The 12251-nt window shown below is 65.8% G+C and carries 14 protein-coding genes and 1 pseudogene; 5 read left to right on the top strand and 10 right to left on the bottom strand.

The features are described 5' to 3' along the window. The first annotated feature begins 53 nt into the window (after positions 1 to 53). Positions 54 to 353: a hypothetical protein gene (locus ACOYR4_RS00185; RefSeq protein WP_422848256.1), complete on the top strand. Its 300-nt coding sequence runs from the start codon at positions 54 to 56 to the stop codon at positions 351 to 353. A gap of 143 nt (positions 354 to 496) precedes the next feature. Here ACOYR4_RS00185 and ACOYR4_RS00180 read toward each other — a convergent pair whose 3' ends face one another. The 5 genes and pseudogenes from ACOYR4_RS00180 to ACOYR4_RS00160 form a co-directional block, all read right to left on the bottom strand. Beyond that, positions 497 to 871, bottom strand: coding sequence for a hypothetical protein (locus ACOYR4_RS00180; protein ID WP_422848255.1), 375 nt, complete (start codon positions 869 to 871; stop codon positions 497 to 499). Continuing rightward, the gene (locus tag ACOYR4_RS00175; RefSeq protein ID WP_422848254.1) at positions 868 to 1470 is read right to left on the bottom strand and encodes a peptidoglycan recognition protein family protein; all 603 of its coding nucleotides are present in this window, start codon (positions 1468 to 1470) and stop codon (positions 868 to 870) included. Before ACOYR4_RS00175 ends, ACOYR4_RS00180 begins: the two co-directional genes overlap by 4 nt. A gap of 109 nt (positions 1471 to 1579) precedes the next feature. Continuing rightward, complete coding sequence (locus tag ACOYR4_RS00170; RefSeq protein WP_422849700.1) at positions 1580 to 3439, bottom strand: B12-binding domain-containing radical SAM protein; 1860 nt, start codon at positions 3437 to 3439, stop codon at positions 1580 to 1582. A gap of 130 nt (positions 3440 to 3569) precedes the next feature. After that, on the bottom strand, positions 3570 to 4148 hold the full coding sequence (locus ACOYR4_RS00165; RefSeq protein ID WP_422848253.1) for a gamma carbonic anhydrase family protein: 579 nt from the start codon (positions 4146 to 4148) through the stop codon (positions 3570 to 3572). 210 nt (positions 4149 to 4358) lie between these two features. Continuing rightward, a pseudogene (locus tag ACOYR4_RS00160) lies at positions 4359 to 4973 on the bottom strand (TetR/AcrR family transcriptional regulator); the annotation flags it as partial. A 152-nt stretch (positions 4974 to 5125) separates the two neighbouring features. Here ACOYR4_RS00160 and ACOYR4_RS00155 point away from each other — a divergent pair. Further along, on the top strand, positions 5126 to 6235 hold the full coding sequence (locus tag ACOYR4_RS00155) for an MBL fold metallo-hydrolase (RefSeq protein ID WP_422848252.1): 1110 nt from the start codon (positions 5126 to 5128) through the stop codon (positions 6233 to 6235). A gap of 16 nt (positions 6236 to 6251) precedes the next feature. On the opposite strand, the gene ACOYR4_RS00150 is transcribed toward ACOYR4_RS00155, so the two are convergent. Next, positions 6252 to 7694 (bottom strand): PLP-dependent aminotransferase family protein, encoded by a 1443-nt coding sequence (locus tag ACOYR4_RS00150; RefSeq protein WP_422848251.1) that lies wholly within the window; start codon positions 7692 to 7694, stop codon positions 6252 to 6254. A 99-nt stretch (positions 7695 to 7793) separates the two neighbouring features. On the opposite strand from ACOYR4_RS00150, the gene ACOYR4_RS00145 reads away from it, so the two are divergent. Together ACOYR4_RS00145 and ACOYR4_RS00140 are read left to right on the top strand one after the other, a co-directional pair. Continuing rightward, the gene (locus ACOYR4_RS00145; RefSeq protein ID WP_422848250.1) at positions 7794 to 8273 is read left to right on the top strand and encodes an OsmC family protein; all 480 of its coding nucleotides are present in this window, start codon (positions 7794 to 7796) and stop codon (positions 8271 to 8273) included. A gap of 1 nt (position 8274) precedes the next feature. Further along, a complete protein-coding gene (locus ACOYR4_RS00140; RefSeq protein WP_422848249.1) occupies positions 8275 to 8910 on the top strand; it encodes an FMN-binding negative transcriptional regulator in 636 nt (211 codons plus the stop codon). Between the two features lie 111 nt (positions 8911 to 9021). Here the strand turns inward: ACOYR4_RS00140 and ACOYR4_RS00135 are convergent, their stop codons facing one another. The 3 genes from ACOYR4_RS00135 to ACOYR4_RS00125 form a co-directional block, all read right to left on the bottom strand. Beyond that, a complete protein-coding gene (locus ACOYR4_RS00135) occupies positions 9022 to 10413 on the bottom strand; it encodes a homoserine dehydrogenase (protein WP_422848248.1) in 1392 nt (463 codons plus the stop codon). 126 nt (positions 10414 to 10539) lie between these two features. After that, positions 10540 to 10689, bottom strand: a complete 150-nt coding sequence (locus ACOYR4_RS00130) for a hypothetical protein (protein ID WP_343734062.1) — start codon at positions 10687 to 10689, stop codon at positions 10540 to 10542. A gap of 101 nt (positions 10690 to 10790) precedes the next feature. Then, positions 10791 to 11036, bottom strand: coding sequence for an ATP-binding protein (locus ACOYR4_RS00125; protein ID WP_060986701.1), 246 nt, complete (start codon positions 11034 to 11036; stop codon positions 10791 to 10793). Positions 11037 to 11104: 68 nt separating this feature from the next. Between ACOYR4_RS00125 and ACOYR4_RS00120 the strand changes: the two genes are divergently transcribed. Continuing rightward, the gene (locus ACOYR4_RS00120) at positions 11105 to 11407 is read left to right on the top strand and encodes an acylphosphatase (RefSeq protein WP_209816714.1); all 303 of its coding nucleotides are present in this window, start codon (positions 11105 to 11107) and stop codon (positions 11405 to 11407) included. On the opposite strand, the gene ACOYR4_RS00115 is transcribed toward ACOYR4_RS00120, so the two are convergent. Beyond that, positions 11385 to 12197: a DUF72 domain-containing protein gene (locus ACOYR4_RS00115; RefSeq protein WP_422848247.1), complete on the bottom strand. Its 813-nt coding sequence runs from the start codon at positions 12195 to 12197 to the stop codon at positions 11385 to 11387. The two genes, ACOYR4_RS00120 and ACOYR4_RS00115, sit on opposite strands and share 23 nt — an antisense overlap. Between the last annotated feature and the right edge of the window lie 54 nt (positions 12198 to 12251).

Below are 12251 nucleotides of genomic sequence, written 5' to 3'. Positions count from 1 at the left end.
TGGCTGGCGCCGCTAGGGTGGAGGGACTTCATGTTGGATACCAAGGCCCCCGTATGAAAACGACCCCCACTGCCCCCCGAAAGGAAGAGGAGATCATCCCCTCCGCCCCCGTCCCCACCCGCACCGAGCGGCGCGTGAACACCACACAGCCCGCTGCGCAGCCCGGCAGCGGCCCCGAGGATTTGAGCGCCCCGGAAGGCTGCCTGCCGCATGAGCGCGACCAGTCCGTCGATATGACCGACGGCGCGCGCCACCCCGAGATGGAGCAGGCTTATAAAGACCTGGAACGCGGCCTGCGGGACACAGATCGAGGGGTGCCAGCCCAACAGGCTTATCAGAAGCAAAAAGATTAGGTCGAGCCAATTGGCCCTATACGTTCTTTTTGAGCCCTAAGGTCCTAGCGAAGCCGGAGCTGAGGGGTGCCTGAGTTGGCCACGTGCAGGCTTTCTCGACGCAATCAGCGCAGCTGAAATGTTCTGCTTGTCACGAACTGCAGCTACTGTGGAGCGATATTTTCTTGCTCTCGAATAAGCAGATATTGAAAGTCTCCTGCGCACTCAAGAGTACCGATGCGATCTGGCCGTAAAGTCCAACTGCAAATACGAAGTTGATGAATGAGGCGGCCTTCTAAGTAGCACGGTGCGAGATCAAATTCGTCGTGAATAAGGCGACTGCTGACAATTTTGGCACTCTTAAAAAAATCCTGAATCTCACCACCTGAAAAATCCACGTCTGATGGGCGGCAGACTTCAGAATCGCCGGATACAAATTTATAAGATCCTACGATGGTCTTAGGCTGAAAAAAGAATATGAAGAATCCTAAGATCAACGCCGCCAATGTTGCCAATGCAGCGAGGCAGGCGAACTTCATTTCCAAACGGCGGTAGCCGCCTCTCCAGGGTTTTTGTAAGAGACGGCGGGATGGCGGTATACGTCCTGCTGAGAAATGGAGAAGTGGGCATACAGCTCTCCAGTCAACCATTGCAATGAGTTGTTTTGCTCAGAAGTCACCGACTCATAAGTTTTTGCGTCAATGCTGCGGCCTACGATTTCGATGCCGATCGAGTCGCCGTTGATGGGATAGCGCTGTGGATATGTCTTGGCCCGCTCGTGCGCGTCCAGCGCTTTGACATGGTTGGACCATGACATCGCTTGGATTCGAGCCATCGCCACGCTGTCACATGAGGGCTTATCGATTTCCAAGCATCGGGAGCGAATATGCCGTCCCACGTGTTGGCATCGCATCAGCAAACTCGCGGTCTGATAGACCTGCCCGTTCTTGTCTATCAGAAAATGCGCGCCGTGCGGATTTTTTGCATAGCTGTTGAATGTTTGCTGGGCCGTGGATGAGTCTGTTTGGTGCAGGACCAGCGCTACGACAGAACTCAACGGCCCATGTTCCAAGTTGAGGAAGCGACGAACGATGATGCGACCGTCGCTGATGATTCCCTCGGGTGATACTTTAAGCATTCATGTATCGTATTTTTTCCGTGGGGCTTGTTGACGTTTCTGTTGTTAGAGGATCGAAATCCTTGTGACGATTTGAAAAATGGAAAACGGTGACCAGCACCTAAATCGGCTACCCCAACGCCCGCTCGATCCGGTCCCGCCGTACCGTCGTCTTGGGCACCTTGAACGGGAACCACATGCGCACGTCTTCTTCCAGCCCAATGCCGTGCATGTAGTTGTAGATAGCTTTCTTGAGGCCCGCGCCCAGCGCGTCGTGGTCCACGCCCGTGGGGTCGATGAAGGCCACGTCGTTCTTGGCAAAGTCGCCCGGTGGCAGGGGCGCCAGCGTCACGCCGTATTCCTCGGGGTTTTGGCCCACGGGTGAATGCACGGTGCAGGCAAAGCGGTGGAAGAAGCCGCTCTGGATGCAGCCGTTGGCGAACAGCTGGCGCACGTATTCGAGTGCGTCCACCGTGTCCTGCACCGTCTGGGTGGGAAAGCCGTACATCAGGTACGCATGCACCAGGATGCCGGCGTCGGTGAAGGCCTTGGTCACGCGGGCCACCTGGTCTACCGACACACCTTTTTTCATCAGGTTGAGCAGCCGGTCTGACGCGACTTCCAGCCCGCCCGAGATGGCGATGCAGCCGCTGTCGGCCAGTAGCTCGGCCAGATCGGGGGTGAAGGTTTTTTCAAACCGCACATTGCCCCACCAGCTGATACCCGCGTTGCGCGCAATCAGCTCTGTGGCCAGGGCCTTGAGGGCCTTGGGCGGCGCGGCCTCGTCCACAAAGTGAAAGCCCGTCTGCCCCGTCTCGCGCACAATGGCTTCGATGCGGTCAGCCAGCACGCCAGCGCTGGCGCCCTCGTAGCGGCTGATGTAATCCAGACTCACATCGCAAAAGCTGCACTTCTTCCAGTAGCAGCCATGCGCCACGGTCAGCTTGTTCCAGCGCCCGTCGCTCCACAGACGGTGCATGGGGTTGAGCATGTCCAGGAGCGACAGGTAGCGGTCCAGCGGCAGGCCGTCCCAGGTGGGCGTGCCCACCTCGGCGAAGGCGATGTCGGCTTCCATCATGTTGACGTACTGCACCTGCCCCTCATCGCTTCGGACAAAGGTGCGCACCAAGCGCTGGCGGCCGCGTTCGCCGCGCAGGTGTTCCAGCAGCGCCAGCAGCGGGCGCTCGCCTGCGTCCAGCGTCACGTAGTCGAAGTGGTCGAACACACGCGGGTCGGCCAGTTCGCGCAGTTCGGTGTTGACAAAGCCGCCGCCCAGCACGGTGGCGATGTGCGGGTGCCGCGCCTTGATGGCCTGGGCGATGCGAAACGCGGCGTACACCGAGCCAGGGAAGGGTACCGACAGCAGCACCACCGTGGGCTGGTGCTTGGCAATGGCCTCGTGCGTGAGCTGCTCCAGCATTTCATCGACCAGCGTGGGCGGCGCTGCGAGTGCGTTGGCCAATGGGTCGAACGTGGGCTGGCTACCCGCCAGTGATTCGGCATAGCGCACAAACTCAAAGCGCTCGTCCACCGCGTCACGCAGCACGTCGGCCAGGTCGTTCAAATACAGCGTGGCCAGATGCTTGGCCTTGTCGGTCAGGCCCAGCGCACCAAAAGCCCAGCCCAGCGGGTCGCCGCCCTCATCATCAACGTACACATCCAGCGTGGCAAAGCGCGGCCCCTCGGGTAGGTAGTTGCGGCCCACGATGCGGTGGGCCAGCGTGCTGTCGCGGCCTTGCAAAAAGGCAATGGCCGGGCCGATGGTGGCGAGGTAGCGGTCTTTTTGCGCCGCAAAACTTTGCACGGCGGGGCTCTGCTTTTTGGCGGGCAGTGCATCCACCTTGGCGGCCACGGCCTTCAACCCTTCGGGCGAGAGCAGGCGCAGCACCAGCGCCAGTGCCAGGTCTTCCTGCACCGCCGTCATGCCGCGCGAGCGCAGAAAGCCCGTGAGGTAGGCGGTGGAGGGGTACGGCGTGTTAAGTTGCGTCATCGGGGGGATGACGGAGAGCACGCGCAGGGCAGTGGAAGCGGGGGCGACGGCAGACATGGTGGAAACAGGCAATGGGGCGATGCGGTGCCGCCGCAAGGGTCGTGGAACCCCCGATTATCCCGGCCCGGCTTTATCCCTGGTGGGCTGGGGGCGCAGGGGGTACCGGAGCCCCTTGGGGCGTGCCCGCCAAGTAATTGTTCTTTACCCGAACATAGTGCTCGGCCGAATACTTCAGGTACGCAATCTCCGCATCGGTCAGCGCGCGCTGGCGCACCGCCGGGCGGCCAATGTAGAGGTAGCCGCTCTCCAGCACCTTGCCCGGCGAGACCAGGCTGCCCGCGCCCAGCATCACGCGGTCTTCGATCACTGCGTCGTCCATCACGATGGAGCCCATGCCGATGAGGCATTCGTTGCCGATGCGGCAGCCGTGCAGGATGACCGAATGCCCCACCGTCACGTAGTCGCCGATGACCAGCGGCGAGCCCTCGGGCTTGCTGGCGTTGCGGTGTGAGACATGGCCCATGGTCAGGTCCTGCACGTTGCTGCACACGCCCACGGTGATGCGGTTCACATCGCCGCGCAGCACGGCGTTGCACCACACCGAGCTGTCACGGCCCATGGTGACGTCACCGATGACCTGGGCAGAGTCGTGGATAAAAACGCCGGTGTCCAGAACCGGGGCGGTGTCGAGGTAAGGGGCGATGGGCATCGTGGTGTCAGGCTGCGTGGAAAGAACGGGCGAGCGTAGTGCAAATCGCCCCGTGTGCCGGCGATCTGGCCAGAGTGGTGGCGGTGATCAGCGCGCGGGCGCGCGGCGCGCGGTGGGCTTGGCAGGTGTTGCGCCCCGGGCTGCCGCTGCCTTGCCGGTGCTACCAGCCTTGGCCTTTTTTGCGGGGGGGTGTGCCTCTTGAGTGGGCGCAGCGTAGAACCCCAGAAACATGTCCACCGCATCGCCCAGCACCTGCTGCTGCTGCGCTGCGCTCAGGGGCGGCTGGCCCATGGCCAGCTGGGGCCAGAACGCAAAGGCCTTGACCATGCCCTGCAATTGCTGCGCGGCGTAGGGCACATCCATGGCGCCGCGCAGGCGGCCGTCCTGCTGGGCGGCGCGCAGCCAGCGCGGCAAGCCCTCCTCCTTGGCTGAGAGCTTGGCGGTGATGCCGCGCGCGCGTTCGGGCGTGTGCATCATGTCGGCCATGGCCACGCGGCTCAGGTCGATGAAGCTCGCGTCGTTGAGCAGGCGCATCTTTTGCGCCAGCAGCTCCAGCAGCTGATCGCGCAGCGGGCGCGTGGGGGTATAGGCCAGTTCGTCGGGTGACTGGCTGCGCTCCCACATCAGCAGCAGGATGGCTTCGAACAGTTCTTCCTTGCTGGGGAAGTGGTTGTACACCGTGCGTTTGGACACATCCGCCGCTGCGGCCACGCGGTCCATGCTGGTGCCGTTGAAGCCGTGTTCGCGGAACTCGCCGATAGCGGCCTGCACGATGGCATCGCGCTTGCGGTCGGTCAGGCGAGGGGTGGGCTGGGAGGCGATCATGCGCAAATTTTACACCGGGTAGTTTACTTTTCTAAAAAGTGAACTACACTGTGCAGTGTAATTTCTATGTCGCAGATCCGGTGTCACTCTCCATCGCCCGCCGCCGCCGTCTGCTCCCGGCACTTTGTGTCGCCTTCGTTGTACTGATCGCCATGGCCTACAGCCTCTTTTCCCGCGCCGCCCAGCCGGTGGCCGCCTATGAACTGTCGCCGCAGTTCGCGGGTGGCAAGTTTCGCAACGTGGCACCCCGCCATGCGCTGGGCGCCCTCAAGACGCTGCAGGTGATGTGGCGCTTTGCCACCGGCAAGCCCGACGACTCGGTGCCGCGCCAGCCCGTGCCGGTGTACGCCGTGATGCGGTCAGACCTGCTGGCCGCGCCCGACCTGAGCCTGTGGCGCCTGGGGCACTCCACGCTGCTCTTCAAGATCAACGGCCAGTTCTGGCTGACCGACCCGGTGTTTTCCGAGCGCGCCTCGCCGTTCCAGTTCCTGGGCCCCAAGCGCTTTCACGCGCCGCCCATCACGATTGACGAGCTGCCGCCCATCACCGGCGTGATCCTGTCGCACGACCACTACGACCACCTGGACTACGCAGCCATCCAGAAGCTCGCGCCCAAGGTGGAGCACTTCATCACGCCGCTGGGCGTGGGCGACCGGCTCATCGCCTGGGGCGTGCCGGCGGCCAAGGTGCAGCAGTTGGACTGGTGGCAGGGCACCACCATCGGCGGGCTGCAGCTGGTGGCTACGCCTGCCCAGCATTTCTCGGGCCGGGGCCTGTCAGACGGCAACAGCACGCTGTGGGCTTCGTGGGTGTTGATCGCGGGCCAAGGCGCTGACCAAGTCCGCGTCTTCTTCAGTGGCGACACGGGCTACTTCGACGGCTTCAAGGCGATTGGCGAGCGGTTCGGTCCGTTCGATCTGACGCTGATCGAAACCGGCGCCTACAACGCCGACTGGCCCGACATCCACATGCACCCCGAGGAGAGCCTGCAGGCCCATCTGGATGTGCAGGGGCGCCATCTGTTCCCCATCCACAACGGCACGTTCGACCTGTCGCTGCACCCGTGGGTGGAGCCGTTCGAGCGCATCACCGCCCTCGCGGCGGCAGCGCAGGTGCCGCTGGTGGCGCCCATCATGGGCGAGCGGCTGGACATCCGCGCGCCCGCGCTGTCCACGCACTGGTGGCGCAAGGTGGAGCCGCAGGCAGTGGTTCAGACGGAGGGCCTTGGCACGGCCCTGGCCCCGCAGCCCGGCGCGTGGTGAAGCACCTGCGTCCGCATCACCGCTGACGCACGAGGCCGCCCACCACGCGGGCCGCCGCGCGAATCTCTGTATCGTCAAACCCCGCATAGCCCAGCAGCCAGCCCCGGCGGGCCGACTGCATCGCATAGCGCGACAGCGGCGCCAGCATCACGCCCCCCGCCAGCGCCTGGCGGCTCAGGGTTTCGTCGTCGGTGCCGGGTGCCACCTCGTGCAGCAGGTGCATGCCACGATCGCTGGCGGCCAGTTGCCAGGCGCCGTTGCTGGCCTCGGCCAGTGCGGCGCGCAGCGTGTGTTGCCGCTGCAGGTACAGCTCGCGCATCTGCCGCAGGTGGCGCAGCAGGTGGCCTTCGGCAATGAAGCGCGCCAGCACCGCCTGGGTGTCGCCCGGTGCATGCCGGTCGGTGATGGCGCGGGCCATGGCAAAGGCCTCCACCAGCGCGGGCGGCACCACCACAAAGCCCAGCCGCAGACCGGGATGCAGTGTCTTGCTGAAGGTGCCTACGTACAACACGCGCTCCGAGCCCGGCAGGCTGCACAGCGCCGGAACCCGCTGGGCAGCGCCGCCGTACTGGAACTCGCCGTCGTAGTCGTCCTCGACCACCCAGGCGTCGTGCGTGCGCGCCCACTGCAGCAGCGCCTGCCGCCGCGCCAGCCCCATGCACACGCCGGTGGGGAACTGGTGCGTGGGTGTGACGACGGCCATGCGGGCATGGGGCCACTGCGTCGCAGCGGTATCGATGCGCAGGCCGTCTCCATCCATGTCCACCGGCCGCGCCAGCGCGCCGTGGCCCAGCAGGCTGGCGCGGATGCCGGGGTAGCCGGGGTCTTCCACCAGCACCTCGTCGCCCACGTCCAGCAGCAGCCGCGCAATCAGGTCAATGCCCTGCTGCGAGCCCGAGCACACCACCACCTGCGCCGCATCGCAGCGGATGCCGCGCGAAGCCCATAGCCATTGCGCCACGGCCTGGCGCAGGTCGGGGTCGCCGGCCGGGTCCAGGTACTGCGCGCGGTGGCTGCGCTGGCCTGAACTGGCCTGGCGTGTCAGGCGGTCCCACAGCGCAAACGGAAAGGTGGCGACCTCGGGCGCGCCAATGCGAAACGCCTGGGCCGCCGCCAGGGGCGGGCGCCAGCGCGCCGCCGTGTCGGCTATCAGCTGCCCCCGGCGCGACAGGCCCCGGGGCGGCGCCACCAGGCCTTGCGGGGCGGGCAGTGTGGCGGCCACGGCCTGCGACACATAGGTGCCGTCGCCCACGCGGGCTTCTACATAGCCCTCGGCCTGCAGGCGCTGCACGGCCCACAGCACGGTGTTGCGCGACACGCCCAGGCTGGCGGCGTGCTCGCGCGAGGGCGGCAGGCGGGTGCCCGCGCGCAGGCTGCCCTGCTCGATGGCGCGGCGCAGTTGCGCATACACCTGCTGGCGCAGGGTGGCAGTGGTTCGATTGGCTCCGGGGCTGGGCACGAATTGGCCCTTTCAATGGGGTGATGCACTCATAAACTGAAGAACCATTGTAAAAACCCGGGCCGCAGCTTGCCGGCCTGATCCTGTTGAAAGCACCCCATGGCCGAGCACACCGCCACCATCACCTGGTCCCGTGGCAACGACGACTTTCTGGACAAGCGCTATCACCGTGCCCACACCTGGCAGTTCGATGGTGGCACCACCGTGGCCGCATCGTCGTCGCCCCATGTGGTGCCGCTGCCGTACTCCGACGCGGCGGCGGTGGACCCGGAAGAAGCCTATGTCGCCGCGCTGTCGAGCTGCCACATGCTGTGGTTCATGGACTTTGCCAGCCGCGCGGGCTACCGGCTCAACCACTACACCGACGCGGCCGTGGGCACCATGGCCAAGAACGCAGAGGGGCAGCTGGTGGTCACCCATGTGCAGCTGAGGCCTGTCACACGCTTTGACGCGGCGCATGCGCCCAGCGCTGCGCAGCTGGACGAGCTGCACCACCGCGCCCATGCCTCGTGTTTTCTGGCCAACTCGGTCAAGACGCAGATCGACTGCGCCCCGGTGCTTGAAGTGGAAGGGGGCTGACATGGCCAACCCCAACCGGCAGTTTCAGGTGGCCGATGCCGCCGCCCAGCAAGCCCTGGTACGTGCCCAGCCTTTGGCCACGCTGGTCATTGCGCACGAAGGCGCGTTGCACGTCAATCACATCCCGCTGTACCTGGACCCGGCGCGCGGCCCGCAGGGCACGCTCATCGGCCATGTGGCGCGCGCCAATGCGCTGTGGCCGCTGTTGCCCCAGCAGGCAGTGGCGGTGTTCCACGGCCCGCAGGCCTATGTGTCGCCCACGTGGTATCCGTCGAAGGCCCTGGACGGCAAGCAGGTGCCCACCTGGAACTACGCCACCGTGCACGCCCACGGCGCACTGTGCGCGTTTGACGACCCCGCACGCCTGCGCGGCATCCTGCACACCCTGAGCGAGCAGCACGAGGCCCACCGCGCCGACCCCTGGCGCATCGACGACGCACCGCCCGACTACATCGACAAGCTGCTGCGCGCCATCGTGGGCATCGAGCTGGCGGTGGAGCGCTGGGAGGGCATCTGGAAGGTGAGCCAGAACCGCACCGACACCGACCGCGCCGGTGTGGTGCAGGGCCTGATGGCGGAGGGCACCAGCGCGGCCGAGGACATGGCGGCACTGGTGCTGGACCGGTTGATGGGGTGAGGGATGCAACCGGCAGGGCTATCAAAATTGATAGCAACTCAGGCATGATGCACTAGCGCTACCGCCCGATTTGGCCCAAAAAAATCGGGTCAACGTGTTTTCAGGCGGTGCTCACCCCTCCAGCGTCTCCACCCGCAGCGTGACCACCGGGCCGGCCACCGCCGGGTGCGCGGCCAGTGCGTGTACTGCCAGATCTACCGTGGCTTGCGCGACGGCATCGGTCAGCACCAGCACCTGGGGGCCGCTGCCGAGCGGCAAGGCCTTGTCATGCGCCAGTGCCACCTGCAGCACCGGCACCTGCTGCGCAGCCAGCCAGGCGCCCACGGCCTCGATCTGCTGCGCGCTGTGCACCGGCACGCGCAGGTAGTGGCGTGTGTGCACGGCTGCACGCGGCAGCACCGCCAGTTGCTCGTCCACGGCGTGGGGGTGGAAGCCCAGGTGTGGCACGCGCTGCGCCGCGTGGGTGCCATCGAGCCGCGCCACATCCACCAGGTCGGCAATCACGGCCGACGCGGTCTGTTCCGACCCCGCACCCGCGCCGTAATACATCGTCACGCCCGACGCATCGCCCTTGACCATCACCGCGTTCATGGACCCGTTCACATGCGCAAGCAAATGCGCGGCGGGCACCAGCGCGGGCTGCACGCGCAGCTCCACCCCTTCGGTGTCACCCTCCTTGCGACGCTTGGCCACGCCCAGCAGCTTGATGCGGTAGCCCAGTTGCTCGGCGCAGGCCACATCCAGGCCCTGCAGCGTGGTGATGCCCTCCACCTGCGCATCGGCAAAGCGCACCGGCATGCCAAACGCATTGGCTGCCAGCAGCGAGATCTTGTGCGCAGCGTCGACGCCCTCGATGTCAAATGTCGGGTCCGCCTCGGCGTAGCCCAGCGCCTGGGCCTGGGCCAGTGCTTCGGCAAAGCCCACGCCTTCATCGCGCATCTTGCTCAGGATGAAGTTGGTGGTGCCGTTGATGATGCCCGCCACCCACTCGATGCGGTTGGCCGTGAGGCCCTCGCGCAGCGCCTTCACGATGGGGATGCTCACCGCCACCGCGCCTTCGTAGGCCACGGCCACGCCGTGCTGGCGTGCTGCGGCAAAGATCTCGTTGCCATGCTCGGCCAGCAGCGCCTTGTTGGCAGTGACCACATGTTTGCCCGCACGGATGGCGGCCAGCACCCAGTCGCGTGCGGGGCCGGTGCCGCCAGCGGCCTCCACCAGCACATCCACGTCGGGGTGGGTGGCGACCTGCATGGGGTCGTTGGTCAGCGCCACGTCCTTGCCCACCACGCTCATGGCGCGGGCCAGGCTGCGGGCGCAAACCACCACCAGCTTGATGCCCCGGCCCGCGCGGGCGGCAATCAGCGCCTGGTTGCGCGCCAGCACGCGGAAGGTGCCCTCGCCCACGGTGCCAATGCCAATCATGCCCACGCGCAGGGGGCGCAGGGCCGTGGCAGACGACGGCAACGATGGGGCTTCAAGGGACTGGACGGGATCGCGGTACATGGACTTCTCCTGCTAACGAACGAACAAACGAAAAAACCCAGCTGCCAGAGCTGGGTTTCGTGCATTCGTCTTGGGGGAGAAGAGAGCGATCACCAGGTGGCTGCCGAAACGGCCACCTGCGCGTGCTCAGGTGGCCGCGGTGGTAATGGTGGTAATCATTCGTGCACCCAGTGCCCGCTGTTCACCATTGGCCCGCGTGGATGCGGGCGGCATCATGCCCATGCCTTGGAAGGCAGTGGCGCGTGCGGCGGTGATGGGGAGAGAGGTGAACGACATGAAGGGCGCAGTGTACCGGATGCAGGCCGGGGCCTGTCAACCCGCCTGTACGCACCTATGCGCACCTGTGTGCGGCTGTGTGCGCCTGTGGCGCAACGGCCTCACCGGGCCTGGGTGGCCGCCACCCGCACCATGCGGATCGCATCAAACGGGCAGCGCACCGCGCACAGCGCACACCCGGTGCAGCCCGGCGCGTCGTGCAGCGTGGAGCACTTGGGGCCCCAGGGCCCCGTGCCCAACACCTGCAGCGACAGCACATGCGGCGGGCACACCGCCACACACCAGCCGCAGCCGGTGCAGCGCTGGGGGTCGATGGTGGGCAAGGCCTTGGGGGTTGTGGTGGTCATGGGGTGTCGGGTGCTGGCAGTGTGCCCCTGGAGCGGGCTCCCCACAAGGCGCGCGCTACAGTATCCCCATGAACGCAGAACCTCACCCCACCGTTACCCGCCATCTGTTGATCACCGGCCATGTGCAGGGTGTGGGCTATCGCTGGTCCATGGTGCAGGCCGCTGAGCGCCTGGGCGTGACGGGCTGGGTGCGCAACCGCCAGGATGGCCGCGTGGAGGCCTGCGCCTGGGGCCCGGAACCCGCCGTGTTGGCCCTCATCGACTGGGCGCACCAGGGGCCGGAGCATGCGCGGGTCGAGCGCGTGGTGGTGGGCAACGTGCCCGATGGTGGCGAGGCGCCGCAGGGCTTCACACAGCGCGAGACGGTGTAGTGCCCAGCTGCCTGAGCAACTCCATCGCCCCTGCCGGCGCCCGCTCTTTGGCGCCGTTGATGAAGTACACAAACACATCGCGTGGCCGCTCGCCGCTGGTCCAGGTGCGCACGCCCTGTGCCCATTGCGCAATGGCATCGGCGGTGTAGCCCGTGGGCACATCGGCCTGGCTGCGCATCAGCCGCAGGTAGGCAAAGTCGGCTTCTGCATCTGCGATGGCCGGAAATTGGTCGGAGTCGGTGCACACAGGCACGCAGCCATACCGGCGCGCCAGCGCCACAAACGCGGGCGTCGCAAAACTCGGATGGCGCACATCCAGCGCGTGGCGCAGCCGCAGGCCGTCCACCTGCTGCGGCAGCAGGGCCAGAAAGGCCTCGAAGTCGCCAGGATCAAACGCCTTGGTGGGCATGAACTGCCACACGATGGGCCCGAGCTTGTGCTTCAGTTCCGAGATGCCACTGTCGACAAACCGCGCGATCGAATCGCCCGCGTCTGCCAGCACACGGCGGTGGGTTGCAAAGCGGTTGGCTTTGAGCGAGAACACAAAGCCTTCAGGCGTTTCATCGCGCCATTTGGCAAAGGTGGGGGGTTTGAAGGTGCTGTAGTAGGTGCCGTTGACCTCGATCGCCGTGAGCTGTCGGCTGGCGTATTGCAGCTCCCTGCTGTGCGCAAGCCCTGCTGGGTAGAAGTTGCCGCGCCAGGGCTCGAAGGTCCAGCCGCCGATGCCGACGCGGATGCGTGGGTTGCTGGCGCTGATCTCGCTCTGCGGGGTGCTGACAGGTGTGTCCACGGCGTTGCCCTTTTGAGAGTCCACGGAGCGGCCACTGTAGCAGCGGCGCTGGTG

The organism is Acidovorax sp. M14, assembly GCF_049331375.1.
Classification (GTDB): Bacteria; Pseudomonadota; Gammaproteobacteria; order Burkholderiales; family Burkholderiaceae_C; genus Acidovorax.
Note: the sequence above shows the minus strand (reverse complement) of the source record. Positions and strands in the feature narration are given on the sequence as shown.